Below are 23,147 nucleotides of genomic sequence, written 5' to 3' on the forward strand. Positions count from 1 at the left end.
GATCTGGCCAACGGGCCCCCCTCTCCACTGCTACTGTTATGCGAACCCCCCTCCGCTTCTCCCCCCCCCCCCCCCCCCCCTCCCCCCCTCGCGCGCGGGCCGCACGGCTCCTTCCCGGCTCTGGCCTCCGGCCGGGGCTCTGGCCTGCGGACCGGCCGCCGGCCGGAACCCCGGTCTCAGCAGATGCGCGGGAGTTGCTCCCCGAGCGGCAGGTCCACCACCCGCGTACCGCCGAGCCCGGTGCGGGCCACCACCATGCCGGGATGGTCCGCCACGGCCTCGCCGATGATCGCGGAGTCCGCTCCCAGCGGATGGCTGCGCATCGCCTCCAGCACCGCGTCGGCGTGCTCGCGCGGCACGAAGGCGACCAGCTTGCCCTCGTTGGCGACGTACATGGGGTCGAGTCCCAGGATGGCGCAGGCGTTGGCCACCGCCGCCGGGACGGGGACCTCGCGCTCCCGGATGACGACGCCCGCGCCGGACGCCGCCGCGATCTCGTTCAGCGCGGCGGCCAGCCCGCCCCGTGTGGGGTCGCGCAGCACGTGCAGGTCCGGGGTGACGGCCAGCATGGCGTCGACCAGGGAGCCGAGCGCCGCGCAGTCGCTCTCGATCTCCACTCCGAACTCGAGTCCCTCGCGGACGCTCATGATCGCCACCCCGTGGACTCCGACGGCGCCGCTGACGATCACCACGTCGCCGGGGACGACCCGGGCCGGCCGCAGGTCGACACCCGCCGGGATCAGGCCGATGCCGGCCGTGTTGATGAAGATCCCGTCACCGTGGCCCGCCTCCACCACCTTGGTGTCGCCGGTGGCCACCTCGACGCCGGCGGTGCGTGCCGCCGCGCCCAGCGCCTTCGCCACCCGGGAGACGACGTCGAGTTCGACGCCCTCCTCCAGGATGAACCCGCAGGACAGGTAGGCGGCCCGGGCGCCGCTCATGGCGAGGTCGTTGACGGTGCCGTTGACGGCGAGGTCGCCGATGCTGCCGCCGGGGAAGAACAGCGGCCGCACCACGAAGGAGTCGGTGGAGAACGCCAGCCGGGCGCCGCCCAGGGTGAGCGCGGCGGCATCACCCATCTGGGCGAGCACCTCGCCGCCGAACGCGGGCGCGAAGATCTGCTGCACCAGTTCGGCGGAGAGCGCCCCTCCGCCGCCGTGGCCCATGACCACGCGGGGACGGTCGCGCAGCGGTGCGGGACAGGTCAGGCCCTGGACGTCGAGCGCGGGCCCGCGGAGATCGGTGGTGTCAGACAACGGGGCTCGCCTCCCGGGGCGCGGTGGTGAGGTCGAGACGCCGGTAGAGGTAGTACGCGGCGCAGGCGCCCTCACTGGAGACCATGGTGGCGCCGAGGGGGTTGCGGGGTGTGCAGAGCGTGCCGAAGGCCTCGCACTCGTGCGGCTTGAGAAGCCCCTGGAGGACCTCGCCGCTGCGGCACTCGGCCGGTTCGCGCGTCTGGATGCCGTCGACCGAGAACCGGTGTTCGGCGTCGTGGTCGCGGTACTTCGCGGCCAGTCGCCAGCCGCTGTCGGGGATCACGCCGATACCGCGCCAGGCACGGTCGGTGACCTCGAAGACGTCCTCCAGCATCGCCCGGGCCGCCGGATTGCCCTCCGGGCGCACGGCCCGGGCGTAGGCGTTGTCGACGGTGTGCTCACCGCGCTCCAGCTGGCGGACGGTGCGGCGCACGCCTTCGAGGATGTCCAGCGGCTCGAAGCCGGTGACGACGATGGGCACCCGGAAGCGTTCGGCCAGTTCCGGGTACTCCCCCACGCCCATCACGCTGCACACGTGGCCGGCCGCGAGGAAGCCCTGCACGCGGCAGCTCGGTGAGCTCATGATGGCCTCGATGGCCGGGGGCACGCGCACGTGCGACACCAGCAGGCTGAAGTTCCCGATGCCCAGCCGGCGTGCCTGATGGACCGTCATGGCGTTGGGCGGCGCGGTCGTCTCGAAGCCGATGCCGAAGAACACCACCTCGCGGTCCGGGTTCTGCTGTGCGATCCGCAGGGCGTCGAGCGGCGAGTAGACGACGCGGACGTCGCCGCCCTCGCTGCGGACCTGGAACAGGTCCCGGCCGGTGCCGGGCACCCGCAGCATGTCGCCGAACGAACAGAAGATCACCCCCGGCCGGGAGGCGATCTCCAGGGCCTTGTCGATGACCTCGAGCGGGGTCACGCACACCGGACAGCCCGGGCCGTGAATCAACTCGACCTGGTCGGGGAGCAGTTGGTCGATGCCGTGCCGGATGATGCTGTGCGTCTGGCCGCCGCACACCTCCATCAGCGCCCAGGGCCTGGTCACCGTGGCGTGGATGTCGTCGAGGAGCCGGCGGGCCAGCTCGGGGTCCTGGAACTCGTCGATGTACTTCACTTCCGCACCTCCTCGACGGCGTCCTCGTCCGCCAACGGGGTCGCCTGGCCACCGCCGGCTTCGGCGGCCGCCTCCCAGGCGTCGCCGAACTCCTCCTGGAGCAGGCCGAGTTCGGCGAAGAGTTCGAGTGTCTGCTTCGCCGACTCCTCGTCCAGGCGCTGCAGCGCGAACCCGACGTGCACGATGGCGTACTCGCCGACCCGGAGGTCGGGCAGGTACTCCAGGCACACCTCCTTGACCACGCCGCCGAAATCGACGGTGGCCATGCGGGTGCCGTCACGTTCCTCGATGTCCAGCACTCTGCCGGGTACCGCCAGGCACATGTGCCTCTCCTTGCTGTGGGTCGCGCGTTTGCCCGGTGCTGCCGGGACAGTCCTCAGTCGGCGGCCTCGGTCGGGGCCGTCGTGGCACGGGCGGCGATCATGAGCTGGCCGAGGGCCAGGCCGCCGTCGTTGGGCGGGACCATGTGGTGCCGCAGAACGGTGAAGCCGTCCTCGCGCAGGGCCGTGGCGCAGGCCGAGGAGAGCAGGGTGTTGGCGAACACGCCGCCCGTCAGGGCCACCGTGTCCAGTCCGTGGCGCTCGCGGGCCCGCACGCACATGCCGTGCACCAGGCCGGTGACGGCGCGGTGGAAGCGGGCGGCGATCACGGCCGGCCGGGTCCCGGTCCGCAGGTCGCCGGCGATCGCCGCGAGGACGGGTGCCGGATCGGCCCGTAGCGCACCACCGCCGTCCGGCGCCTGGGTGCGGAGGGCGAACGGGTAGGTGCCTTCGTCCCCGGCGGGCGCTTCCAGGGCGGCCGCCTCCAGTTCGACGGCCGCCTGGGCCTCGTAGCCCACCCGGTGGCAGACGCCCGCGAGTGAGGACACGGCGTCGAAGAGCCGGCCCATGCTGGAGGTGGGGACACAGTTCAGGTTTCGCTCCAACTGCCGTGCCAGTACCCGCTGTTCGTCGGGGGGACAAGCGGCGGCACACGGAAGGTCGGCCGACCAGTCGATCCCGGCCGCGCGCAGGTGGGCCAGCGCCATGCGGTACGGCCGGCGTACGGCGGCGTCGCCACCGGGCAGCGGGACGTACGCGAGGTGCCCGAACCGGGTGAAGCCGTCGTAGTCGGCGAGCAGGATCTCGCCGCCCCACACGGCGCCGTCGTCGCCGTGCCCGGTGCCGTCGAAGGCGACGCCGATCACCGGCCGGCTGCCGTCCAGGCCGTGTTCGGCCATCGCGGCGGCGATGTGGGCGTGATGGTGCTGGACGCGGACCACGGGCCGACCGGCCGCGTTGCGTTCGGCCCAGCCGGCCGAGCGGTAGCCGGGGTGCCGGTCGGCGACCAGGGTCGTGGGCCGTACTCCGGTGATGGACTCCAGTTGTCGCGCGGCCCGTTCGAAGGCCCGCTGGGTGCCGAGGTCGTCCATGTCGCCGATGTGCGCGGACAGCCAGGCCCGCCGGCCCTCCCCGAGGCAGAACGCGTTCTTGAGGTCGCCGCCGACGGCGAGCGCCGGGGCCACCGGAAGCGGCAGGCTGACCGGCAGCGGGGCGTAGCCGCGCGCCCGGCGGATGATCAGCGTCTTCCCGTCCTGGACGCGGACCACGGAGTCGTCGCAGGGGACGTGGATCGCCCGGTCGTGTGTGAGCCAGGCGTCGGCGAGGGCCGCGAGCCGCTCCAGCGCGTCGTTGTCGTCGGTGACGATGGGCTCACCGGCCAGGTTGCCGCTGGTCATGACGAGCAGTCGGGGGCCCTCGGGATCGCCGGGCAGCCCGAGCAGCAGGTGGTGCAGGGGCGTGTACGCCAGCATGACGCCGAGGTCCGGGCTGCCGGGCGCGACCGCGGCGGCCGGACGCACGGCCCCGGTCCCGTGGCCGGGGTCGGGGTCGGGGTCGGTCCGGCGTCGCAGGAGTACGACGGGCCGGACTCCGCTCTCCAGCAGGCCGCGCTCCTCGGGGCCCAGCCGTACGAGGTGCGCGATGTCGTCCGCGGTCCGGGCCATGACGGCGAACGGCTTGTCTCCACGGCCCTTGCGGCGCCGTAGCAGCGCGACGGCCGCGGGGTCGCCGGCGTCGCAGGCCAGGTGGTAGCCGCCCAGTCCCTTGACGGCGACGATGGCCCCGCGGGCGAGGAGCGCGCGGGCCGCGGCGACCGCGTCCGCGCCCGCGACACCCTCCAGCGCTCCCTCGGGGCCTCGCGGTCCCAGCAGCCGCAGCCGCGGCCCGCAGGCGGGGCAGGCGACCGGCTGCGCGTGGAAGCGCCGGTCGGCCGGATCGGCGTACTCGCGGGCGCACTCGGCGCACATCGGGAAGCCGGCCATGGTGGTGTGCGCCCGGTCGTAGGGCACGCCGGTGACGATGGTGAAGCGCGGCCCGCAGTGGGTGCAGTTGACGAAGGGGTGGCGGTGTCGCCGGTCGGCCGGGTCGGCCAGTTCGGCGAGGCAGTCGGCGCAGGTGGCGGTGTCCGGCGAGACCAGGGTGCGCACCGGCCCGTCGGTCCGGGAGGCGAGGATGCTGAAGCGGGCGTCTCCGGTGGCGGGCAGCTCCACCTGGTGGACGGACTCCACGCGGGCCAGCGGGGGTGCCTGCGCGGCGATCCGGTCGCAGAACCGCTCGACGGCGGCGCAGTCCCCCTCGACCTCGGCGACGACGCCCTCCGGGGTGTTCGTCACGTGTCCGGCCAGGGCGAGTTCGGTGGCGAGGCCGTACAGGTACGGCCGGAACCCCACGCCCTGTACGACGCCCCGGACGGTGACGCGGCGGCGCGACGGCGTGTCATCGGCGACGGCGGCCGGTGGTGGACCGCTCACGAGCGGGCGCGGGTCATCGCGCCGACACCGTCCGGGCGGGTGGGCCCGTCGGCGTGGTGATGGGCGCTCACCTCGCCGGGCCCGTGCGCGTGTTCGTGGTCGTGCCCCGGCCCGTGCGGGTGCGGGTGTCCGTGCTGGGGGCCGGGCGCGGCCGGGCGGCGGGCCATGACGGGCGTGTGGACCGGCGCGCCGTCCGCGGCCGCCAGCGCCCGGTCGAGCAGTTCGCCGATGCCCCGTCCCCGGCGGGCCGAGGTCGACACGATCTCCACTCCCGGGTTGATCCGCTCGACGTTGGCGCGGAACGCGGCCTCGTCGAACTCGACGGCCTCGGCGATGTCCGTCTTGGTGACCACCACGAGGTGGGCGAGGCCGAAGGCGGTGGGGTACTTCAGCGGCTTGTCCTCGCCCTCGGTCACGGAGGCCAGGACGACTCTCAGGGTCTCCCCCAGGTCGTAGGAGGCCGGGCAGACGAGATTGCCGACGTTCTCCACGAACAGCAGCCGGGTGTCGTCGGGCAGCCAGGCCCGGAGGTGTCCTCCGAGCATGCCGGCCTCCAGGTGGCACAGCCCGTCGGTGAGGACCTGCTTGACCGGAACGCCCGAGCGGGCCAGGCGTGTCGCGTCGTTCTCGGTGGCGAGGTCGGCGGTGAGGGCGGCGACGGGCACCGACCGCTCGCGCGCCAGCAGCAGTTCGCGTTCCAGCAGCGCGGTCTTGCCACTGCCGGGGCTCGACAGCAGGTTGACGATCGCGGTGCCCCGGGCGGCCAGTTCGGCGCGCAGGGTGTGCGCGGTCGCGTCGTTCTTGGCGAGTACGGCCTGTTGCAGGTCGACGACACGGCACATGGTTCAGCGCTCCTCGGGGATCGGTTCGCGGGTTTACGCGTGCGTTCGGCCGTCCTCCCAGTGCACGCTGACGATCTGCAGTTCCCGGCCCGCGAGCAGGTCGGTGCTCGTCCCGCCGCACGCGGGGCAGCTCAGCCGGGGTGGCATGCCGACGGCCCACTCGTGCGCGCAGTCCGTGCAGCGGGCCCGCCCCGGCACCGTCTCGGTGACCAGTTCGGCGTCCGCCAGCACGGTCCCGGCGCAGGCGAGTTCGAAGCAGAAGGCGAGGGAGTCGGCCACCACACCGGCCAGCTCACCCACCTGGAGCCGCACCGACCGGACGGCCGTGACGTCACCGGCCTGTGCGGCGGCCTGCTCGACCTGGTCGATCACGGCCAGCGCCACGGACATCTCGTGCATCGGTCTCAGTCCTCCCAGGGCCGGCCCGCGCCGGCCTCGGTGGGTCCCATTAGAGGCGAGGGGTGCGGGCCCCCGGGCCCGGCACGCCGTCACCCGCCGGCGGGTACGCCGTTCGACGCAACCCAGCGCGGCGGGCGGCCGGGGCCCGGGTCACATCCTTCGGATGCGCAGGTAGCGCCTGATGTCGGGCAGGATCTGTGTCAAGAGAGCGGCCGCGGCGACCAGTGCCGCGCCACTCACGAGCGTCTTCTTCATACCGTGTCTCCTCATGTGCGGTGCCGGTTCGACTCGCCGGCCGGGAAGCCCTCACCGGCCGCGGCCGGTGAGGGGGACTGGGTGGTGACGGCCGGTGCGACGGTCTGGGTGTGGGGCGGTGGTACGGCCTGGGCCGGCCGGCCGTCCCGCAGCAGCTCCTCGATCAGCCGTACGGCCCGCGGTACGGCGTCGGACACCGGCGGGCTGAGCCCGATGCCCTCCTCCACCGAGGCCGGTTCGCAGCCGACGATCAGCGTGCGCCGGGGCGGCTGCCCGCCGGTCCCGGCGCAGAGCGTGCCGAGCAGGGCCAGGACGGTGTCCGGGGTCATCCGGTGGCCGTCGAGCGCGGGGGCGCCGTCGGCCGGGCCGGCGAGTCCGTCGTGCTCGATCACGTACAGCGTCCCGGGGTCCTCGCCGCGTGCCGTGGCGTCCACCAGGACGAGGGTGTCGTAGCCGTCGAGGAGCTGGTAGGCGAGGTGCACCCCGCGCACGCCGACGTCCACCACCTCGACGTCGGCGGGCAGTCGCCGCTCCGTGAGGCGGCGCGCGGTCTCCACCCCGAAGCCGTCGTCGCCGAGGAAGATGTTGCCGATGCCGGCGACGAGGGTTGTCGTGGCGGCCGGCGCGGGCGGGCTCACGCGTCGCCCTCCCCGTCGTCCAGCGGGGTGACCTCGTCCGGCTGGAAGTACAGGAAGCGGCCCTGTTCGCGGCGGATGTCGGCGCCCGGGTCGCCCTCGACGGTGACGGCCAGGTGCACCGCGCCGTCGACGTCGTGCAGGACCGCCTCGACCCTGGCGCTACGGCCCTGGAGGAACAGGTCCTGGGCGTCGGAGCGCCGCAGGCCCGGTCGCAGCACGACCCGGTCGCCGGCGCCCAGCGACCGGCCGTCCACGACGACGCGGTCCCGTGCGGGGTCGAAGCCGGCGTCGCTCGCCGGGTCCCACCACGGGGTGTCGGGGCGGGGCACACCGAACTCGTCGGGGAAGGCGCCGGCGGCCGGCCCCGGGGCGCTCACCCCGCCGGTCACCTCGCGCAGGCTCCGTACCGCCCCGTGGAGTCTCTCCAGCACCTCCGGCGGCATCGAGTCCGCGAGGTCGATCACCGCGGCCGCCCGCTCGTCGGTGCCGCGGGCCTCGCGTTTCTCCTCGTCCGTGAGGGCGGCGGTCCGCAGCGCGAGGATCTCGTCGATCTCCAGCGAGTCGTAGAGCGCGCCGGGGCTCTCCGGCGCGATGGCCGGGTGGTCCTCCAGGATGATCGGCGAGGACAGCACCAGGTCCGCGCGGCCGGGTTCACCGGCGAGCACGGGCCAGGTGTGCAGGTTGCGGCAGGCGGCGACGGCGCCCTTCGCCCACTCGGGGGGATCGGTCATCGACAGGAACGAGCCCGCGTCGAGCGCCATGAGCAGGTGCGAGGCCACCAGGGAGTGCGGCAGGGCCGCGTCCCGGTCGGCGGCGTGGCCCTCGGGGGGCGTCCACGCGCTGGTGTTCTCGACCACGGCGGTCAGCCGCAGCACCCGGTAGGGGCCGTCGAGTTCGCGGGCGGACAGCCGCACCGCGCCGCTGATCTTCTCGGAGCGGCGGACCGTGCGGCCCACGGCGCGGCCTGCCGCGTCCAGCACCGGGGCGACGTCCTCGCGTGCGGGCCGTTCGAAGGGGACCGTGATGCCGTCACCCGACAGTGCGTCCACCGCGGTCACGACCTCGACCCGTTCCTCCGCGCCCTCGTCCCAGGGCACCAGGACCCGGTCGTCGAGGTGGAGTTCACGCACCGTCTCGAAGGCGCCGTCGGGACGGACGCACTCCACGGTCCGCCGCCGGGCGCGCAGGAAACGCAGCTCGACCGAGAGGGTCGCGCCGGCCTTCGGTTCCATCAGGCACTCGGTGTGCTGGAAGCCGTGCTCCTCGCACTCGGCGCCCCAGGCGGGCGGCACGAGCACTCCGAACTGCCAGCGCAGCCGGTTCTTGGCGGCCGAGGCCCGGTAGGGGTAGAGCACATAGCCCTCGAACAGGACGGCGTCCGCCACCTGCCGGGCCAGGTCGAGTCGCGCCTCCGTCTCCGGGGCGAACGCGGTCACGGTCACTGATCGGTCCTTCCGGCGGAGGTCGGGTGGGTGCCGGTGAGGGCGAGGAACGGGTCCGTCCCGGGCGGCTCGGCGGCGGAGCTGTCGTCGAGCAGGGCGCGCAGGGTGGCCTCCCAGGAGGGCAGTGCGCGCCGTGAGCGGTAGGCGAGGAGGGCGTCCATGGTGTCGCGGGGCAGCCGGATCCAGCCGCACCCCGGGAAGTGCTGCTCGACCATCTCCCGCCACACGGCGACCGGCATGCGGAAGACGGCCTCCCGGTCCCAGGGCACGGGCTCGACCTGGAAGCCGCCCGCTCCGGTGAACGCCGTACCGGAGAAGAGCATCAGCAGGGGGACCTCGCCGCCGCGGAGGGCGTCCAGGTAGCGGGCGGCGGCGACGTCCAGGTCGTAGGTGCAGGGCACCACGAGGTCGGTCTCGGTCTCGCCGGTGAAGCCGGGCACCATCAGCGGCACCTGGGCGAACTGCACGGGCTGGAGGGTGCTGCCCCAGCGGGAGCGTTCGCCGAAGAGGTCGGCCAGGCCGTCGGCCTCGGCTCTCTCGTAGCCGCGGCGGGCGGGTTCGATCCGGATCTGGCAGCGCAGCGCGAGCGCGTGCACGCGGGCGTCGCCGGCCGCGGTGACCCGCAGCCGGAAGACGAGGGTCGGTCCGGCGGCGTAGCGGTCGGCGCGGACACCGGTGCAGGTGAACGACAGCTCCGTCACGGTGCCTCCGCCTCACGGACGGGCCGGGCCTGCCGTACGACGTTCTCGAAGAACGTGTCGAGGGCGGCGCGGGCCTCGGCGCCGCCGTCGAACCCCTGCCACAACAGCCGCATGCGGCCCACCAGTTCGTAGCAGACGTCGATCGGGACGAGGTAGCACACGCAGCGGCCGTCGACGCGGCGCAGCAGCAGCGCCTCCACGTCGGACTCCAGCATTCCGGCGAGGCGGCTGTCGCCGAGGACCTCGGTCCAGGTGGCGGGGTCGAGCTCGCTCTCGGTGGCTCCGGCGGGGCTCGGGTAGAGCGCGACGAGCCGGTCGAGCGCCGCGTTGTGGAAGAAGAAGGCGACACCGACCGGGATCTGGAGCCGTTCCCACGCGCCGTCGTCGAGGTGATGGCCGGGGTCGGTGAGGTAGCGGGCGGGGACCGCGCGGAAGCGGCCCGCCGAGGCGCCCGGCTGTTCCAACAGCAGCGCGCAGGGCACGCAGGCGCAGACGAGGGCGCGTCGGTCGACGTCGACGAGGTGGCGGTGGTCCGTGCCGGTCAGCGTCACCGCGCACAGTTCGCACCGCTCCCGCGCGGGCGGCCGCTCGGCCAGGAACCGGCGCAGGCCGGGGACACCCGGCCTCGCACCGGGTGTGCGCAGCGGCAGCGGGGAGCCGCTCATCGGGTCTTCGCCGTCGCCGGGCCGGCCGCCGCGGCCGTCCTCGGGCCGGCTCCGGGACCGGTACCGATCTGCAGGAGGGCGGGCTCGCCGGCGGCGGCCTGTACGTCGACGCTCGTGACCTCCGGCGCGAAGCAGGCGAGCGCCTCCTCGGCGGCCTGCCGGGCGCCCGCACCCGACCCGGCGCGGCCGCAGCCGCCGCCCGCGGAGGCGCGCAGGCGCAGGGTGCCGCTCCGCTCGTCGAAGCCGACCACCTCCAGGGCGTGGTCCCGCACGCTGTCGAGGGCCCGGGCGATACGGCTGTCGCGGTCCTCCGGATGGAGGTCGTGCAGGACGAGCAGGCCGGCGACCAGGTCGTCGCCGAGCAGACGCGCGAGCGGGTCGCCGGGTGTCCGCCCCTCACCGGGGGCGGACAGCAGCTGGAGGACGCGGGCCAGTCCGGCGCCGTAGAAGTCCATCAGGGAGCGGACGAGTTCCTCCGCCGCGGCGGCCGCCGCCGGGTCGCCGGCGGCGGCCAGCCGGTCGAGGATCTCCTCGACCCGGCGTCCGGTCTCCTCCGCGCTCACCGGCCGCCCGGCCGGCGCCGCGCTCATCCGCCCAGTCCGCTCAGGCCGGTGGGCACGTGCATCTTCTGCACGGTCTTGCCGCCGCCGACGTACATGTGCACACCGCAGGGCAGACAGGGGTCGAAGCTGCGCACGGCGCGCATGATGTCGATGCCCTTGAAGTTCTCCGGGGTGTTCTCCTCGAAGATCGGGGTGTTCTGCACGGCGTCCTCGTACGGGCCGGGGGTGCCGTAGGTGTCCCGGGTGCTGGCGTTCCAGGGGGTGGGCGGGTACGGGTGGTAGTTGGCGATCTTGCCGTCGCGGATCACCATGTGGTGGGAGAGCACACCGCGGACCGCCTCGGTGAAGCCGACGCCGAGACCCTCGTCGGGCACCTCGAACTTCTCCCAGGTCTGGGTGCGTCCGGCCCGGACCTCCTCCAGCCCCTTCTCCGCGAAGTGCAGGGCGATGGCGGCCGTGTACGCCTGGAAGTAGGTGCGGGCGCGGTTGCGCTCCAGGGCGTTGCTCCAGCGCGGGATCTTCCACTCGAAGGTCGTCTCGGGCTTGGTCATCGTGCGGGGCAGGTTGATGACCACGCTGTGGCCGGTGGCCTTGACGTAGCCGGTGTCCACGAGCCCGGACAGCGCGGTGGACCACAGCCGGGCGATGGGGCCGCCGCCGGTGTCCAGGGCGAGGTGGTCCTTGCCGTCGAACCAGCGCGGGGACATCACCCAGCTGTACTTGTCGTCGAAGTTCCGCTTCTGCGGGGCGGGGATGGTGTGCTGGTTCCACGGGTGGCGCGGGTCCACCGGGTTGCCGAGCGGGTCGTGGGTGACGAACTGCTCCTGGCCCTGCCAGTCCTCGTAGTAGGAGCTGCCCAACAGGATGCGGATGCCGAGGTTGATCTCGGTGAGGTCGTTGGTGACGAGCTTGCCGTCCACGATGATGCCGGGGGTGACGAACATGCGCCGGCCCCAGTCCGTCATGTTGGCGTAGGTGAAGTCGCAGTACTCCGGGTCGTTGAGCGCCCCCCAGCAGCCGAGCAGCACGCGGCGCCGGCCGACCTCCTCGTAGCCCGGCAGCGCCTCGTAGAAGAAGTCGAAGAGGTCGTCGTGCAGCGGGACGACCCGCTTCATGAACTCCACGTACCGCATGAGGCGGCTGAGGTAGTCGGTGAACAGCTGCACGGAGGCGATGGTGCCGACGCCGCCCGGGTAGAGCGTGGAGGGGTGCACATGGCGGCCCTCCATGAGGCAGAACATCTCCCGCGTGTAGCGGCTGACCTGGAGCGCCTCGCGGTAGAACTCGCCCTCGATCGGGTTGAGCGACCGCATGATGTCGGCGATGGTGCGGTAGCCGTGCTCCCCGGCGTGCGGTGCCTCGGTGCGTTCGGCCAGTTCGAGGACGCCCGGGTTGGTCTCCTTGACCATCTTCTCGCAGTAGTCGACCCCCACCAGGTTCTCCTGGAAGATGTTGTGGTCGAACATGTACTCCGCGGACTCGCCCAGGTTGATGATCCACTCGGCGAGGTTCGGGGGCTTCACGCCGTACGCCATGTTCTGCGCGTACACCGAGCAGGTGGCGTGGTTGTCGCCGCAGATCCCGCAGATGCGGCTGGTGATGAAGTGGGCGTCGCGGGGGTCCTTGCCGCGCATGAAGACGCTGTAGCCGCGGAAGACCGACGAGGTGCTGTAGCACTCCGCGACCCGCTTCTGCTTGAAGTCGATCTTCGTGTGGATGCCGAGACTGCCCACGATCCGGGTGATCGGGTCCCAGGCCATCTCCACCAGGCCGCTGCCGTCGCCGGCCGCCTTCGTTGTCGGTGCCATCGTGTATGCCGTGCCCTTCGTTGCGCGGGGAGGTGGGGGTGCAGGAATCGGGGTGCGCTGTGCGCGGGGCCCCGCGGCCGGGCGACCGCGGGGCGGAACGCCAGGGTGATCGCTCCGGAGTGATCGCCAGGGGTGATCGCAGAGGTGATCGCCCGGTGGGGGTCAGGCTGACGGGTCAGGCGGGGCGGGACGTCACCACGGCGGGCGGTATCCGGTGGTGATCTTGTCGCCGGTGTGGCGCCACTTGGGCTCCTTGTCCACGGTCCGGGCCGTGATGGTCCGCAGCCTGCGGACCACCGCGCCGTAGGCGCCGCTGGCGGTGCTGGACACCCGTCCGCCGGGGGGCTCGTCCATGAACGGCATGAACTTGTCGGGGAACCCGGGCATCGTGCAGGCGATGCAGATGCCGCCGACGTTCGGACAGCCGCCGATACCGTTCATCCAGCCGCGCTTGGGCACGTTGCACTTCACGACGGGACCCCAGCAGCCGAGCTTGACCAGGCACTTCGGCGAGTCGTACGTCAGGGCGAACTGGCCCTGTTCGTAGTAGCCGGCGCGGTCGCAGCCCTCGTGGACGGTGGCTCCGAACAGCCAGGTCGGGCGCAGCTTGTCGTCCAGCGGGATCATCGGGGCCTGTCCGGACGCCTGGTAGAGCAGGTACGTGAGCGTCTCGGAGAAGTTGTCGGGCTGGATCGGACAGCCCGGGACGCACACGATCGGGATCCCGGCGTGGGACTTCCAGTCCCAGCCCAGGTAGTCCGGCAGGCCCATGGCGCCGGTCGGGTTGCCGGCCATGGCGTGGATACCGCCGTACGTGGCACAGGTGCCGATGGCGACGACCGCGAGCGCCTTGGGCGCGAGCCGGTCGATCCACTCGCTGGTCGTGATCGGCTGGCCGGTCTCCGGGTTGTCCCCGAAGCCGCACCAGTAGCCCTCCGGCTTGATCGCCTCGTTGGGGATGGAGCCCTCGACGACCAGCACGAACGGGTCGATCTCGCCCCGCTCTCCTTTGAAGAACCACTCGATGAACGTGTCCGCGCCGCCGATCGGGCCGCATTCGAAGTCGATGAGCGGCCAGTGGACGGCGATCTTCGGCAGCCCCGGCAGCACCCCGAGCACGATCTCCTCGATGCTCGGCTGCATGGCCGCCGTGAGCGAGACGGAGTCGCCGTCGCAGCTCAGCCCCGCGTTGATCCAGAGAATGTGGATCGTGGGTGTCTCGTCGGCGGGCGCGTCTCCGGCGTCCGCAGCGCCGACCGTGTCCGGCGTCGCCTCAGTCATGGGACCGCCTCCTGGGGAGGTATGGGATGAAGGTGTTCATTTCGGACCATCAGCCTTCTTGGTACCAGTCACCCGCTTCCGATGGGACGCCATGTTGGGCCGTTCCAGTGACGGGGCCGAGGTGAGGTGGGGTGCGGTGCGGTGTCTCCTTGCGGACGAACGCCCGGCGCAGAGCGTGGTAGGGGGCGTCCGGGTCCTGGAAGGTCCTGCGCATCCGGGTCAGCTCCCGCTCCCGGAAGGCGGCCGGGTCCTCGCCACGCCGCCCGTCCAGGTCCCTCTTCTTCGCCGCGATGCGGGAGGCCGTCGCCGGCAGCGCGGCGAGATGGGCGGCCAGGGCTGCGGTCCGCGCGGTGAAGTCCTGCGGGCCGCAGTCGACGACCCGGTCGACGAGTCCCATGCGCAGGGCGCCCGCCGAGCTCACCGGCAGGGCTTCGCGCATGAGGCGCTCGGCCACCGCCGGCCCCACCCGGCTCGGCAGGGTGTACGTCCAGTACTCCGAGCCGTACAGGCCCATGAGCCGGTAGTGGGGGTTCAGTACGGCGCCCGAGCGGCACCACACCTCGTCGGCGGCCAGGGCCAGCATCACCCCGCCGGCGGCGGCGTTGCCCCCGATCGCCGAGACGACCAGGCGGCCGGTCGTCGTCAGCACCGCCTCGACCAGGTCGTCGATGGCGTCGATGTTCGCCCAGGACTCGGCGCCGGGGTCGTCCGCGGCCTCGATGACGTTGAGGTGGATGCCGTTGGAGAAGAAGTCCCGCCGGCCGCCCAGCACCAGCACGGAGGTGGGGCGGGTGCACGCCTCACGGTAGGCGTCGAGCAGGCGCCGGCACTGTGCCGTGCTCATGGCGCCGCCGGGGAAGGAGAACGACAGGAGGCCCACGTCCCCGTCCTCCCGGTAGCCGATGTCCGTCCAGGTGGAGCCACCGGCTCCGGGGAGCGGCGGCAGGGCGAGTTCGGGCAGGGCGGGCAGCCGGTCGCCGAGGGCCTGCACGGCCGGCAGCCTGAAGGTGGGCGGCCCGCCCGGCCGGCGCCTGGCCCGCAGCTCGGGGATCCACACGGCGCCGTCCGTGGTCGCCCGGCAGATCGCGCCGGCCCGGGTGGCCAGCAGTTCGCCCGGGTGGCCCCGCAGCTCGCTGTCGGGGTGACCGCCGTGGAGGTACCACTGGCCGCCGAGCAGTTCGTCCAGCACCCCGGGCTGCGAGTCGGCGGCCCGCAGCTTGCGGACGACGCTCCGTGTGGAGTCCTCGGCCCAGTCGATCCGCCGGACGCTCTGGTCGAGATACGGGCGGACGCGGGGCGGGGCACCGGCCCCGGCCGCCGCGTCCTGCGCGAGGGGCCGGTGGGTTCCGGTGGCGAAGCGGTCCACGGCGCACAGGACGGCCTCCAGCGCCGCGTCGGCGATCTCGCCCCGGTACAGGTCACTCTTCGACACAGGAGGCACGCGACAGGTGGCGGACGCCCACACGTCTCCCGCGTCCATCTCCTCGTCCGCCTGGAGCACCGTCACCCCCCACCGGTCGGCCTCCTCGTGGATCGCCCAGTCCAGGGAGGACGGACCCCGGTCACCCACGGGGCCCGGGTGGACGATCAGGCAGGTGTGTGCCGACCACACCTCCCGGGGGATGGCCGTCTTCAGCATCGGCGCCAGGACGAGCCGCGGGGCATGCCGCCGTACCGCCTCGGCGAGATCGTGGCCGGGCAGCGCGAGTTCCACCGCCACGGTGTGGCCGCGGTCGCGCAGTTCGGCGTGGACACGTTGGGTGAGGCTGTTGAACGCGCTGGCCACGAGCAGGATGCGCACGGCTGCCTCCCGGCGTGCGAAGGGTCGGGCACGGTGACCCGGCGGGCTCCCGATCGTCGGTCACACCGGCCTCAGCGCCCCGGCGACAGGCTGCGGGGTCATCCGAAAGCAGGCGCCCGGCCGCCCGTACGCACCTGTGGGGCGGGCGCCTGTAGGGGGCCGCGGCTATGGGGTGGGCGCCTGTGGAACGGGCCGCGGTTACGGGGCGGGCGCCTGTAGGGGCCGCGGCTATGGGGCGGGCGCCCGTGGGTTGGGCCGCGGTTACGGGGTGGGCGCCTGTGAACGGGCCGCGGTTACGGGGCGGGCGCCTGTAGGGGCCGCGGCTATGGGGCGGGCGCCTGTGGATCGGGCCGCGGTTACGGGGTGGGCGCCTGTGGGGCCTGCGGGTGGGGGGTCGGGGTGTCGTCGTGGCGGACGAGTCCGGCGATGTGGGCGGTGACCGTGTCGAGGATGTCGGTCCAGGCGGCCGCGTCGCCGAGCACCAGGTAGTTGAGGGTCAGCCCGTCCGTCATGGCGGCCAGATAGCGGGCCAGCACGGACACCGGCACCCGCAGCCGGAGGTCCATGTCACTCCGCAGCTGCTCGATGAGCTCGCCGTACGCCTCGCCGTACAGCTCGTACTGCCGTCGCGCGAGATGCTCGAACCCGGGTCGGCGCAGGGCGTACTGGGTGAGTTCGTAGGTCAGCATGTGCTCGTCGGGGTGGGCGCGGACGTGGTCCCAGTACGCCTGGAAGCCGGCCCGGACGGCCTCCTCGAGGGTGTCCCCGGGCCGCAGGGCCTCCCGGACCGTCGTCACCGAGTGGTCGGTGATCGTCGTGATGACCGACTCGACCAGTTCCTGCTTGGAGTCGAAGCAGTAGTGGAAGACGCTCAGGGACACGCCCGCCTCGGCGGCGATGGACCGGGTCGTCGTCGCGGCCACGCCGTCCCGGGCCATCGCCCTGATCGCCGCCTCCGTGAGCTGCCGGCGCCGTTCGGCCGACGGCATCCGTGCCATCCTCGTGCCCTTCGTGCTCGTACCGGCCTGCCCGCCGGGATGGGGGCAGGCCGGGTCGGGAAGGCCGTCAGCTGCTGTAGACGCCCACCTCGCGCAGGGAGTATCCCCAGTCCGTACCGCGGCCCAGGCCCTGCACCCGGACGTAACGGGCCGGGGTGCCGGTGAACAGCGCGGTGTCCAGTCCGCCGTCGCCGGAGCCGGTGGACCAGACGGACCGCCAGTTCACGCCGTCGGTGGACAGATCGACCCGGTACGACTTCCCGTACGCGCGTTCCCAGTCGAGGGTGACCCGCCTGACCAGGTTCGTGGACCCCAGGTCGATCCGCAGCCACTGGTCGTCGCTCCAGTCGCTGGCCCACCGGGTGCCCGTGTCGCCGTCCACGGCGCGGCCGGGCGCGTAACTGGTGAACGGGTTCCACTCGGCCGAACTGGCGCTCACCGAGGCGCCCTTGGCGAGGTTGGCGCCGGCCTGGTGCCGTTCGGTGGCGCCCCAGGTGTCGAGGTAGGACTCGGCGCCCCGGAAGAGGTCGTCCACGACGTCCTGGCCGCCGACGAGCCGGATGTCCTCGATCCAGTCCGGGACGAGTCCATAGTGCGCGGCACCGTCCGTGTTGAGGTCCCACGTGCGTTCGCCGGTGGTCTGCCGGTCGATGAGGGAGCCGCCGTCGACGCTCTTGAAGGGGTAGGTCACCTTGTGGGCGGCGTCCGCGCCGCGCGGGGCGGGCCAGCCGCCGACACCGTTCATGTCGGTGCCGTAGCCGTAGCCCACGTGGTACTTGTCGCGCAGGGCGTCGGTGCGCTTGGCCTCCGCGCTGAACTCCTCGGAGCCGTGCATGTACTGGGCGACGAAGCCGCCGAGGCCGTACACCCGCTCGGTCCAGTTCAGGTCCATCCAGCTGTGCGAGGACAGCACGCCCGGGTAGGACGCCGACTCGAAGATGTCGAGCGCGCGGCCGGCGGCCTTGACGCTCATGTGGTCGATCTCCAGCATCATCCTGCGTTTCATCATGCCGCGTACGGCGTACTCGCCGAGGTCGGTGAGCCCGCGGGTGTTGCACTGGGCGTCCGTGTCGTAGGAGGGGACGGCCACACCCGACGGCAGGTCCGCCTCGGCCGCGGAGGGCGCGGTGCCGATGGGGTTGTCGTGCTGGGGGCCGGCGCACTTCTCCGTCTTCCAGAACGTGCCGGTCGACAGGAACTGGCCGACGTTGATGGCCGTTCCGAGGCCGCCCTCGTCGAAGCGGACGCCGCACAGCGCGTTGTCGAACTTGTGGCACAGGAACATGCTGCGCACGCCGAGCGAGTACAGCTCGTCCAGTCCCGCGTCGATGTCGGCCTTGCTGCACTGCGCGACGTCCAGGACCTGCTTGCAGCCGAACGGCTCCGAGGTCTCCACTCCCAGGATCACCGCCAACTTGCCCTGTTCGATGACCTGTCGGGCCTGCGTGCTGTCGGTGACGATCCGGAACCAGCCCTTGCCGGTTCCGCCGTACATCCGGTCGATGTAGTCCTGGAGGTCGTAACTCAGCCTGGCCTGAAGGCGGATGGAGGTCATCTCGTCGCAGCTGCGGTCCTTGAAGAAGTACACCGAGCAGATCACGCCGTTGGTGACGAGGTCGTTGACGAGCACGCGCTGCCCGCCACGCCAGGCCCGCTCCACCCAGGCGTAGTAGTTCTGCTGGTGTGTCAGGGAGTCGTGTGCGGGCCAGTCCTTGAAGGTGGGCCAGCCCACCGGGTCGTGCTTGCCGTCGCCGCCGCGGGTGATGTAGTCGAAGATCGCGAGCGAGCCGTCGGGGTAGTGCTCGGGACAGTCCTTGAGCGCGTCGGCGATTCCGGCCTCGGAGAACGTCTTGCCACAGATGAGCCGGCCGCCGAAGCCCTCGTTGGCGAAGAGGTGGTTGTGCGCGTCGACGAACCCGCGTACGTCGCCCGTGGCGTCGGTGCCGGTGAACGGCTCGCCCGTGACGTTGATCTGCGAGTCCGGCGCGGGCCGCGCGGTCGGCACCCACCAGTCGGTCGCGGCCGCCGAACTCGGCGCCGGGCCCAGGGCCATGGCCAGCACGAGCAGCAGCAGCGAGACGACGGTGACGTTCCTGCGTCGGCGGTACGGGCGTCCGGTCACGGTCACGGCCCACGTCCCTCGGTCGGCGGATCGCGCGGCCGACGAGGCCGGGCCACCGTCCGGAGTCCGACGAGGACACCGAGGACCCGACTTGTCATGACCAGCGCAAGATATGGGTCGAGGATCGCCACTGGAGCGGTCCGAGTCAAGGGTCCGGGACGCTTGACCTGATACGCGCCCGGCGAAGCGACCGGGACCGGCCCGACCGCGGGCGCCCGACGGCGTCCCTCCCACGCCTCCCTTGCGGGCATGGGCGGTCACCACATCCCCTCAACGTCATGTACATCGTGATCATCAGGGACGTGACAGTCGTCGCGGAGAGTGACCCACCCTCCGGTGCTCTCCGGTGTCAGCCCGCAGACCGCCCCACCAGGCGCAGCAGGCCGTCGTGGGGTCGCGTCGGTGTACCGGGCCGCCGAGGGCTGCCGTGGCCTGCCGCACGCCGAGGCCGCGGAGGCCGCCGAGGCCCGCCGAGGCCGCCGAGGCCCGCCGAGGCCGCCATGGGCTGCCGCACGGCGAGCGCCAGGGCCTCGGTGCCGGTCACACCTCGGCGGCGGAGGCCAGTAGTTCCAGCCGCGCCGTCTCCGGCCCGTCGGCGTGGCCGGTGGTGAGCATGCTCTGCCGCCACCCTCGCCTCCTGCCGAGTCCCGAGGTCTGACCGCGAGGCCGCGGTCCCGTGAGTGCACAGCCGATACAGATGCACCTGTTGTCACCAGCGGTAGCCACAGACGGGCCGGTGGACGCGGCCTGGCGTGCGACGAACGGAGGATCGGGGGGCCTGTCGCCGGATGACACCCGCCGACGGACCGGCTCGGCTGCCTGCCGCGCCGACAGACCGTACGGCGGCCCCGCCTTCGGGGCACCACAGGTGCCGGCCTCGGGGGCACCACAGGTGCCGGCCTCGGCCGGCGGCGGGCGCCAGCCCCACGGACGCCAGCCCCGCAGGCGCCAGCCCCACCGGCACCAGCCCCGCGGCCCTCAGCCCGTGGGCGGCCGACTCGCCGCCGCGTCGAGGAGGGGCCCCAGTTCCCGGGCTACGGCCGTGAGGGCGCGGACGTCCTGCTCGGCGCGGGCCAGCAGGATCGCCCCCTCGAGGGAGCTGATCATGAGGGTCGCGAGCGGATGGGCTCGCTCCTCGGGCACGCCCATGTCCACCAGGGCGCCGGCCACCGACGCGGTCCACACGGAGAAGGCGCCGGCCGCAGCCTCCCGCGTGGACGCGGTGGACTCCGCGCAGTCGACCGTCGCGGCCGCGACCGGGCAGCCGCCCGCGAAGCCGTCGGCGAGGTACTCGTCGGTCCACTGGCGCACCATCTGCATGAACAGGCCGCCGGGTGTGGGCTCGGGCAGCGCGGCGAGGAAGCGGGCGACACGGTTGCCCGCGTACCGTCCCGCCCACCCCACGGCCTCGTTGACCAGCTGTTCCTTGCCGCCGGGGAAGTAGTGCTGGAGCGAGCCGCGGGGCGCGCCGGCGTGCGCCGCGACCTCGCGCATGCCGGTGGCGGCGACGCCGTCGCGCCGGATGAGCTGGGCCGCGCTGAAGACCATCCGCTCGCGTGGCCCCCGTTCGGGCACCGCCATCCCGACCTCCCGCACGTTCGTGAGCCCCTGTCCCGCACCCTATGACCGTCGTCATAGAGGCGGCTACTATGACCGCTGTCATAGTCGGTTGGCGGCGGACGGAACGATCCCGCCCCGCGCCCGGGCGCGGGCAGAAACGGCGGTGCGGCGTGGCGTACGTGGGTTTCGTCGGCCTCGGGGTCATGGGGCAGCCCATGGCCCTCAACCTGGCCCGCGCGGGAACGCCCCTGGTCGTCTGGAACCGCACCCCGGCCAGGTGCGCACCTCTGCGTGCCGCCGGGGCCGAGGTCGCGGACAGCCCGGCCGAGGTGTTCGAACGGGCCGCCACCGTGGTCCTCATGCAGGCCGACGGGTCCGCCCTCGACGCCGTTCTGGGGCGTGGAACACCGGACTTCGCCGCGCGGGTCGCCGGCCGCACGGTCGTCCCGATGGGGACGACCTCGCCCGAGTACTCCGCGAGTCTTCAGGCCGATGTGCGTGCCGCGGGCGGGAGTTACGTCGAGGCTCCGGTCTCCGGTTCCCGAGTCCCGGCGGAACAGGGCGAGTTGGTGGCGATGCTGGCGGGCGACGACGAGGCGGTGGCCGCCGTACGCCCCCTGCTGGCCCCGATGTGCCGGCAGACCTTCGTCTGCGGTGCCGTCCCGGACGCCCTGCTCACCAAGCTCTCGGTGAACCTGTTCCTGATCACGCTGGTCACCGGACTGACCGAGGCGTTCCACTTCGCCGACCGGCACGGCCTGGACCGGCACCGGTTCCTCGACGTCCTGGACGCGGGCCCGATGGCCAGCGCCGTCTCCCGCATGAAGGCACCCAAGCTCCTGGCCCGCGACTTCGCCGTCCAGGCGAGCGCCGCCGACGTCCTGTACAACAACCGGCTGATCGCGGAGGCCGCCCGCGGGTCCGGTGCGGCCTCACCCCTTCTCGACGTCTGCCACGCCCTGTTCGGCGAGACGGTGGCGCGGGGCCACGGGGGTGAGGACATGGTGGCCGTACTGCACGCCCTCGAAGCCCGGACGAACGGCGCCCCCCTGCCCGGCGCTCCGGGCACGCCAGGCGCTCCGGGCACGCCGGCCGACTGACGAGACCGGCCGCTCGACGGCGTTTCCCCCTCGGCCCAGTCGGCGCGACGCCCGCTCTAGCAACGTCCGCAGCAGGACCGTCTCCTCGACGCCGAGAGCGGTGACGATGTGGTCCTGTTCGCGTTCGACGGCCGCCGTCCAGCGGGTCAGCGCCTCGCACAAGCCCATGAGCGAACAACTCACGTCTTAGCTGGGTGACCTTCCCCGTCCCCCGTCCCCCGTCCCGCGTCCCGACAGGTCCCCGTCTCCGTCGGCCGAGGTCAGTCATGGGGCCGGCACGCACACCCCGCCCCCGAAGTATGGTGCCCCACCACATGTGCCCGTGACGTGCGTCTTCCTACGGTGTGCCGACACCCACCGTCCCCACCGCACACGAGGAAGTGGCGCACATGGCCTCCGCAGCAACCGCTCCACCGACGCCCCCCGTCCCCGCCGGCCTCAAGCGCATCGTCGCCGCCAGTCTCATCGGCACCACCGTCGAGTGGTACGACTTCTTCCTTTACGGCTCCGCGGCCGCCCTCGTCTTCAACAAGCTGTTCTTCCCGGGCTCCGACCCGCTCGTCGGCACCCTGCTGTCGTTCCTCACGTACGCGGTCGGGTTCGCCGCCCGTCCGCTCGGTGCCCTCGTCTTCGGGCACTACGGCGACCGGCTCGGACGCAAGAAGCTGCTGGTGCTGAGCCTGCTGCTGATGGGCGCTGCCACGTTCGCGATCGGACTGCTGCCGACCCACGCCACCGTCGGAACGGCCGCGCCCGTCCTGTTGACGGCCCTGCGCCTGGTGCAGGGCTTCGCGCTCGGCGGCGAGTGGGGCGGGGCCGTCCTGCTGGTGTCCGAACACGGCGACGCCCGGCGCCGGGGCTTCTGGGCCTCCTGGCCGCAGACGGGCGCACCCGCGGGACAACTCCTCGCGACCGGGGTGCTGTCGTTCCTCACCGCCGTGCTGTCCGACGCGGCCTTCGTCTCCTGGGGCTGGCGGATACCTTTCCTGCTCTCCGGTGTGCTGGTGGCCGTCGGTCTGTGGATTCGTCTGTCCGTCGACGAATCGCCGGTCTTCAAGGAGGCGTTGGCGCAGGCGGAGGCACGCAGGGCGGCCCGGCCGGCCGAGACGGAGAAGCTGCCGCTCGTCTCGGTCCTGCGGCACCACTGGCGCGACATCCTGGTCGCGATGGGCGCCCGTATGGCGGAGAACATCAGCTACTACGTCATCACGGCCTTCATCCTCGTCTACGCCACCACCTCGGCCGGAGTGTCCAGGCAGACCGCGCTGAACGCCGTGCTGATCGCCTCGGCCGTGCACTTCGCGGTCATCCCGGCCTGGGGCGCGCTGTCGGACCGGGTCGGCCGCCGCCCTGTCTACCTGCTGGGCGCCGTCGGCATCGGCCTGTGGATGTTCCCGTTCTTCTCCCTCGTCGACACCGGCGGCTTCGGCTTCCTGATCCTGGCCGTGACCGTCGGCCTGGCGCTGCACGGGGCGATGTACGCGCCGCAGGCCGCCTTCTTCTCCGAGATGTTCGCAACCCGGATGCGCTACTCCGGCGCCTCCATCGGGGCTCAGTTCGCCTCCGTCGCGGCCGGCGCGCCCGCGCCCCTGATCGCCACCGCGCTGCTGGCCGACTACGGCAGTTCCACACCCATCGCCCTGTACGTCATCGCCGCCGCCGTCGTGACGGTCGTCGCCGTCGCGGTGGCCGAGGAGACCCGTCACCGGGACCTGGCCGGTGTCGAGCCCGCTGACGCCCCGGAGCCCGCGCGGGCCCGCTCCGCGGACGCGCGCCCCGTCTGATCACACCACTCAGCGCCCGGCCCC

Annotated in this window: 20 protein-coding genes; 2 read left to right on the plus strand and 18 right to left on the minus strand. The window is 72.8% G+C overall.

The window, feature by feature from the left end; genetic code table 11:
* Nucleotides 1-176: 176 nt before the first annotated feature.
* The 18 genes from hypE to AC07AZ_RS08000 form a co-directional block, all read right to left on the minus strand.
* The gene (gene hypE, locus AC07AZ_RS07915; RefSeq protein ID WP_478844942.1) at nt 177-1,256 is read right to left on the minus strand and encodes a hydrogenase expression/formation protein HypE; all 1,080 of its coding nucleotides are present in this window, start codon (nt 1,254-1,256) and stop codon (nt 177-179) included.
* A complete protein-coding gene (gene hypD, locus AC07AZ_RS07920; RefSeq protein WP_478844944.1) occupies nt 1,249-2,373 on the minus strand; it encodes a hydrogenase formation protein HypD in 1,125 nt (374 codons plus the stop codon). Before hypD ends, hypE begins: the two co-directional genes overlap by 8 nt.
* Complete coding sequence (locus AC07AZ_RS07925) at nt 2,370-2,696, minus strand: HypC/HybG/HupF family hydrogenase formation chaperone (protein ID WP_478844946.1); 327 nt, start codon at nt 2,694-2,696, stop codon at nt 2,370-2,372. Before AC07AZ_RS07925 ends, hypD begins: the two co-directional genes overlap by 4 nt.
* A 53-nt stretch (nt 2,697-2,749) precedes the next feature.
* Nucleotides 2,750-5,164, minus strand: a complete 2,415-nt coding sequence (hypF, locus tag AC07AZ_RS07930; protein WP_478844948.1) for a carbamoyltransferase HypF — start codon at nt 5,162-5,164, stop codon at nt 2,750-2,752.
* Nucleotides 5,161-6,006 (minus strand): hydrogenase nickel incorporation protein HypB, encoded by an 846-nt coding sequence (gene hypB, locus AC07AZ_RS07935; protein ID WP_478844950.1) that lies wholly within the window; start codon nt 6,004-6,006, stop codon nt 5,161-5,163. The genes hypF and hypB overlap by 4 nt, the downstream gene beginning before the upstream one ends.
* 33 nt (nt 6,007-6,039) lie before the next feature.
* Nucleotides 6,040-6,405, minus strand: a complete 366-nt coding sequence (hypA, locus tag AC07AZ_RS07940; protein WP_478844952.1) for a hydrogenase maturation nickel metallochaperone HypA — start codon at nt 6,403-6,405, stop codon at nt 6,040-6,042.
* Nucleotides 6,406-6,555: 150 nt separating this feature from the next.
* Nucleotides 6,556-6,660, minus strand: a complete 105-nt coding sequence (locus AC07AZ_RS07945; RefSeq protein ID WP_478844954.1) for a DUF6893 family small protein — start codon at nt 6,658-6,660, stop codon at nt 6,556-6,558.
* Between the two features lie 11 nt (nt 6,661-6,671).
* A complete protein-coding gene (locus AC07AZ_RS07950) occupies nt 6,672-7,298 on the minus strand; it encodes a hydrogenase maturation protease (protein ID WP_478844956.1) in 627 nt (208 codons plus the stop codon).
* Nucleotides 7,295-8,740 (minus strand): hypothetical protein, encoded by a 1,446-nt coding sequence (locus AC07AZ_RS07955; protein WP_478844958.1) that lies wholly within the window; start codon nt 8,738-8,740, stop codon nt 7,295-7,297. Before AC07AZ_RS07955 ends, AC07AZ_RS07950 begins: the two co-directional genes overlap by 4 nt.
* The gene (locus AC07AZ_RS07960; protein WP_478844960.1) at nt 8,737-9,441 is read right to left on the minus strand and encodes a DUF6084 family protein; all 705 of its coding nucleotides are present in this window, start codon (nt 9,439-9,441) and stop codon (nt 8,737-8,739) included. Before AC07AZ_RS07960 ends, AC07AZ_RS07955 begins: the two co-directional genes overlap by 4 nt.
* A complete protein-coding gene (locus AC07AZ_RS07965) occupies nt 9,438-10,106 on the minus strand; it encodes a DUF5947 family protein (protein ID WP_478844962.1) in 669 nt (222 codons plus the stop codon). Before AC07AZ_RS07965 ends, AC07AZ_RS07960 begins: the two co-directional genes overlap by 4 nt.
* Nucleotides 10,103-10,696 carry a hypothetical protein gene (locus AC07AZ_RS07970; RefSeq protein ID WP_478844963.1) on the minus strand — a complete coding sequence of 198 codons (594 nt, stop codon included), beginning with the start codon at nt 10,694-10,696 and terminating at the stop codon, nt 10,103-10,105. Before AC07AZ_RS07970 ends, AC07AZ_RS07965 begins: the two co-directional genes overlap by 4 nt.
* On the minus strand, nt 10,693-12,477 hold the full coding sequence (locus tag AC07AZ_RS07975; protein ID WP_478844965.1) for a nickel-dependent hydrogenase large subunit: 1,785 nt from the start codon (nt 12,475-12,477) through the stop codon (nt 10,693-10,695). Before AC07AZ_RS07975 ends, AC07AZ_RS07970 begins: the two co-directional genes overlap by 4 nt.
* Nucleotides 12,478-12,669: 192 nt before the next feature.
* Nucleotides 12,670-13,758: an NADH-quinone oxidoreductase subunit B family protein gene (locus AC07AZ_RS07980; protein ID WP_478844967.1), complete on the minus strand. Its 1,089-nt coding sequence runs from the start codon at nt 13,756-13,758 to the stop codon at nt 12,670-12,672.
* A gap of 49 nt (nt 13,759-13,807) precedes the next feature.
* A complete protein-coding gene (locus tag AC07AZ_RS07985) occupies nt 13,808-15,559 on the minus strand; it encodes a hydrogenase maturation protein (protein ID WP_478844969.1) in 1,752 nt (583 codons plus the stop codon).
* A gap of 356 nt (nt 15,560-15,915) precedes the next feature.
* Nucleotides 15,916-16,557, minus strand: coding sequence for a TetR/AcrR family transcriptional regulator (locus tag AC07AZ_RS07990; protein ID WP_478844971.1), 642 nt, complete (start codon nt 16,555-16,557; stop codon nt 15,916-15,918).
* Between the two features lie 67 nt (nt 16,558-16,624).
* On the minus strand, nt 16,625-18,685 hold the full coding sequence (locus AC07AZ_RS07995) for a discoidin domain-containing protein (RefSeq protein ID WP_478844973.1): 2,061 nt from the start codon (nt 18,683-18,685) through the stop codon (nt 16,625-16,627).
* Nucleotides 18,686-19,657: 972 nt separating this feature from the next.
* A complete protein-coding gene (locus tag AC07AZ_RS08000; RefSeq protein WP_478844975.1) occupies nt 19,658-20,260 on the minus strand; it encodes a TetR/AcrR family transcriptional regulator in 603 nt (200 codons plus the stop codon).
* Between the two features lie 149 nt (nt 20,261-20,409).
* Here AC07AZ_RS08000 and AC07AZ_RS08005 point away from each other — a divergent pair, with 149 nt between their 5' ends.
* Nucleotides 20,410-21,339 (plus strand): NAD(P)-dependent oxidoreductase, encoded by a 930-nt coding sequence (locus AC07AZ_RS08005; protein ID WP_478844977.1) that lies wholly within the window; start codon nt 20,410-20,412, stop codon nt 21,337-21,339.
* A gap of 389 nt (nt 21,340-21,728) precedes the next feature.
* Entirely contained in the window at nt 21,729-23,123 is a 1,395-nt protein-coding gene (locus AC07AZ_RS08010) for an MFS transporter (protein ID WP_478844979.1), read from the plus strand.
* Nucleotides 23,124-23,147: the final 24 nt, after the last annotated feature.

The organism is Streptomyces sp. NPDC043878, assembly GCF_056435735.1.

Bases quoted from the DNA above. Each gene is read 5' to 3' on its own strand.
- AC07AZ_RS07945 (WP_478844954.1), bottom strand. From the start codon at position 6,660: ATGAAGAAGACGCTCGTGAGTGGCGCGGCACTGGTCGCCGCGGCCGCT.
- AC07AZ_RS07925 (WP_478844946.1), bottom strand. From the start codon at position 2,696: ATGTGCCTGGCGGTACCCGGCAGAGTGCTGGACATCGAGGAACGTGAC.
- AC07AZ_RS08000 (WP_478844975.1), bottom strand. From the start codon at position 20,260: ATGGCGGTGCCCGAACGGGGGCCACGCGAGCGGATGGTCTTCAGCGCG.
- AC07AZ_RS07970 (WP_478844963.1), bottom strand. From the start codon at position 10,696: ATGAGCGCGGCGCCGGCCGGGCGGCCGGTGAGCGCGGAGGAGACCGGA.
- AC07AZ_RS07990 (WP_478844971.1), bottom strand. From the start codon at position 16,557: ATGGCACGGATGCCGTCGGCCGAACGGCGCCGGCAGCTCACGGAGGCG.
- AC07AZ_RS07975 (WP_478844965.1), bottom strand. From the start codon at position 12,477: ATGGCACCGACAACGAAGGCGGCCGGCGACGGCAGCGGCCTGGTGGAG.
- AC07AZ_RS07965 (WP_478844962.1), bottom strand. From the start codon at position 10,106: ATGAGCGGCTCCCCGCTGCCGCTGCGCACACCCGGTGCGAGGCCGGGT.
- AC07AZ_RS07980 (WP_478844967.1), bottom strand. From the start codon at position 13,758: ATGACTGAGGCGACGCCGGACACGGTCGGCGCTGCGGACGCCGGAGAC.
- hypA (WP_478844952.1), bottom strand. From the start codon at position 6,405: ATGCACGAGATGTCCGTGGCGCTGGCCGTGATCGACCAGGTCGAGCAG.
- AC07AZ_RS08010 (WP_478844979.1), top strand. From the start codon at position 21,729: ATGGCCTCCGCAGCAACCGCTCCACCGACGCCCCCCGTCCCCGCCGGC.
- hypB (WP_478844950.1), bottom strand. From the start codon at position 6,006: ATGTGCCGTGTCGTCGACCTGCAACAGGCCGTACTCGCCAAGAACGAC.